The sequence below is a fragment of the uncultured Novosphingobium sp. genome, assembly GCF_964277725.1.
Classification (GTDB): domain Bacteria; phylum Pseudomonadota; class Alphaproteobacteria; order Sphingomonadales; family Sphingomonadaceae; genus Novosphingobium; species Novosphingobium fluoreni.
On record NZ_CAXYKL010000279.1, the window covers coordinates 1 to 3,161 of the forward strand.

The 3,161-nt window shown below is 64.4% G+C and carries 3 protein-coding genes and 1 pseudogene; 2 read left to right on the top strand and 2 right to left on the bottom strand.

Features of this window, described 5'->3' with window-relative positions; genetic code table 11:
• A pseudogene (locus tag ACHWRX_RS15450) lies at positions 1 to 736 on the bottom strand (leucyl aminopeptidase family protein); the annotation flags it as partial.
• A gap of 47 nt (positions 737 to 783) precedes the next feature.
• On the opposite strand from ACHWRX_RS15450, the gene ACHWRX_RS15455 reads away from it, so the two are divergent.
• Together ACHWRX_RS15455 and map are read left to right on the top strand one after the other, a co-directional pair.
• Positions 784 to 1,629, top strand: a complete 846-nt coding sequence (locus tag ACHWRX_RS15455) for a DUF4163 domain-containing protein (protein ID WP_394659851.1) — start codon at positions 784 to 786, stop codon at positions 1,627 to 1,629.
• Between the two features lie 49 nt (positions 1,630 to 1,678).
• Entirely contained in the window at positions 1,679 to 2,506 is an 828-nt protein-coding gene (gene map / locus ACHWRX_RS15460; protein ID WP_394659852.1) for a type I methionyl aminopeptidase, read from the top strand.
• Between the two features lie 175 nt (positions 2,507 to 2,681).
• Here map and ACHWRX_RS15465 read toward each other — a convergent pair.
• A partial coding sequence (locus ACHWRX_RS15465; RefSeq protein WP_394659853.1) for a CDP-alcohol phosphatidyltransferase family protein occupies positions 2,682 to 3,161 on the bottom strand: 480 nt, incomplete at its 5' end.

Here is a 3,161-nt window from a genome sequence, read left to right on the forward strand (position 1 = left end):
ACATGCCCGAGGACGGCTTGATATCCAGCCCGCCGGAATCGAAGCAGACGCCTTTGCCGACCACGGCCACGCGCGGGTGCGCGGGATCGCCCCACTCGATCTCGATCAGGCGCGGCGCGTGGCTGCGGGCGGCGGCACGACCGACGGCATGGATCATCGGAAACTCGGTTTGCAGCGCATCGCCGCGCGTCACGCGCACGACAGCGCCGTGCGGTTTAGCGATCGCCTCGGCGTGAGCCTCCAGATCGGCGGGGCCCATGTCCTCGGCGGGCGTGTTGACCAGATCGCGAACCAGGGCGGTGGCGGCGGCTTCGGCCAGGACGCCGTCGATCGCCTTGGGCTGGCCGGTCAGCAGCACGCATGGCCCTTCGGCCTTCGGGTCGGACAAGTATCGTTCGAACCGGTACTGCGCGCTCACCCAGCCCAGCAGCGCGGCGCCGGGTTCTGCGGAGGCCAGGCGGTAGGTGCCGGCGGGCAGCGCCTGTGGCAGCTTGGCGAGGCACCAAGTGGATAGCGCGTCGGCCTTGGCGACCCCAGCCACGACCGACCAGCCATCACCTTCCGGCAAGATCGCATGGCTGCCTGCCTCACCGGCAAACCGCTGTGCTTCCAGCGCCGCCCGCTGGGGAACCGTGCGGCCCTTTAGGAATTCCTCGAGTCCATCCTTCGTGATCAGGTGGATGGCGATAGCCTGCTGGCCCTTGTCGGCCTGGATCAGCGTTTCTTTGTCGTTCATCAACCTGATCTTAGACCGGCCTTTGTCATCAGCGCGAGTGGAAAACGATGCAGCGCAAACTCCTTCCCACCCTGACTCTCATGACGCTGGCGGCGATTCCCCTGGCCGCTTGCGATGCAACGCCCACCGCGCAGCAGGCCGGCGCCAGCCCCGCCGCCACCGCCACGGCAAGCGCGCGGCCTGCGCCCACGGCATCCGCCACCGCCGTCGCGGTTTCCGCTGAGGGCCGGACGGAGAAGGTCGATAACGATCTATACGAATTCGAATACAGCTACCCCGGCAAGGCTGCGGCGATTCCGGACCTCAAATCCTTGCTCGACAAGAAGCTCGCCACGGCCCGCGCGGAGCTGGAGGCCGGTTCCAAGGCGGATCAGGTGGAAGCGAAGAAGAGCGACTACCCCTATCGTCAGCACAGCAGCAGCGCGGAGTGGAAAGTGGTGACGGACCTGCCGAACTGGCTGTCTCTGTCGGCCGAGGGTTATGAATACAGCGGCGGTGCGCATGGCCAGACATTCTTCCAAAGCCTGCTGTGGGATCGGCGGCAGAACATGGCGCGTGATCCGTCCGACCTGTTCTACAGCAAGGCGGCGCTGGGCAGCGTGATCCGCGATGCCTTCTGCGACGCGCTCGACAAGGATCGCGCCAAGCGGCGGGGCCAGCCGGTGAACCGCAACAGCGGTGATGAGTTCGACAAGTGCATCGACCCTTCGGAAAACACGATCATCCTGGGCTCTACCAACGGCAAGACGTTCGACCGGATCGGCATTCTGGTCGGGCCTTATGCCGCCGGTTCCTACGCCGAGGGAACATATGAGATCACCTTGCCGGTGACGGCGCGTGTGATGGGCTCGGTCAAGCCGGTGTACCAAGCCGATTTCACCGTGCGGAAGTAACGGCCCGCACCCGCTCGCATTTCAGGGCGAATGGGGCTATATCTCCGGCATGACCGAATACCAGCTGATCGAAGCCGACGACACCGTCCTGCGGGATGGCACCATCAAGCTCCATGGACCCGAGGGGTTCGAAGGCATGCGCCGTGCCGGGCGGCTGGCCGCCCAAATCCTGGACGAGATCGCGCCGATGGTACAGCCCGGCGTCAGCACCGCCGCTATCGATGACAGAGTACGGGAAATGACCTTGGCGGGTGGCGCAGTGCCGGCGACCATGGGTTATCGCGGCTATGCGCATTCCAGCTGCATCTCGATCAACCACGTCGTGTGTCACGGTATCCCGTCCGAAAAGACGCTGAAGGACGGGGATATCGTAAATATTGATGTGACCCCGCTGCTGGACGGATGGCATGGTGATTCCAGCCGCATGTATCTGGTCGGCGATGTGCCGCTGAAGGCGCGGCGGCTGGTGGACGTCACCTACGAGTGTCTGATGATCGGTATCGACAAGGCCAAGCCCGGCGCGCGGCTGGGCGATATCGGCGCGGCGATCCAGGCTTATGCTGAGCAGAACCGCTACGGCGTGGTGCGCGAATTCTGCGGTCACGGCGTCGGACGCCTGTTCCACGATGCGCCCGAAGTGGTCCACGCCGGACGGGAGGGCACCGGGCCCGAACTGAAGCCGGGGATGTTCTTCACTATCGAGCCGATGATCAACCTGGGCAAGCCGCCTGTGAAAATGCTGGCCGATGGCTGGACGGCAGTGACGCGCGACAAGTCTTTGTCAGCGCAGTTCGAGCACTCGATCGGCATCACCGAGGATGGGTGTGAGATTTTCACGCTCAGCCCCAAGGGCCTGCACAAGCCGCCTTACGCCTGATATCGATCCTGGGTCGTTGTCTTTAGGCAGAGGCGGGCACCCGTCCCGCCCGAGCGTTTACAGGCGAAGTGGGTGCGGCCTTTGACGCTGATTTCCGTCGTGGCGGAAATGACGAAAAAGGCAGTGCGCTATCGGGCGGTGCAATACAGCCGACCAGCCTGACTAACGCCTGACCTCACTCCACCGGGCGGCGTCGATCGCCGCCGCGGGCGGCTTCCAGCGCCAGCCTGCGCCCTGTAACCAGGGTCTGTACCACGAACAGCGTCATCAGGATCGCGCCGATCGCGCCGACGAACAAGTCGAAGCCCGAAATCGCGCCGAACAGTCCCGGTCCGGAGCCCAGCACCAGCATTGCCACGGTGAGCCCGATCAGCAGGAAGCGCAGTTCCGTGGGCCCGGCGGCGAGGTAGGACAGCTTGAATTCGCCCAGCACGCGGGCCGAAAGATAGGCGTGGATCGAGAGTAGGAGGTACCCCACCAGCGCCACCATCACCACGTCCATGGTGACATAGGGGGTGGTGCCGATGCCCCAGACGATCAACGCGGTGGTCAGACCGTCGCAGCTGTGATCGATGAAATAACCGTAGGAGGGCCGCTCGATCTTGCGCCAACGGGCAAGACTGCCATCCATGGAATCGCCGAACCACTGGATCAC

What these genes read in the sequence shown, in the direction of transcription:
- map (WP_394659852.1), top strand. Translation starts at nt 1,679, where the DNA reads ATGACCGAATACCAGCTGATCGAAGCCGACGACACCGTCCTGCGGGAT.
- ACHWRX_RS15455 (WP_394659851.1), top strand. Translation starts at nt 784, where the DNA reads ATGCAGCGCAAACTCCTTCCCACCCTGACTCTCATGACGCTGGCGGCG.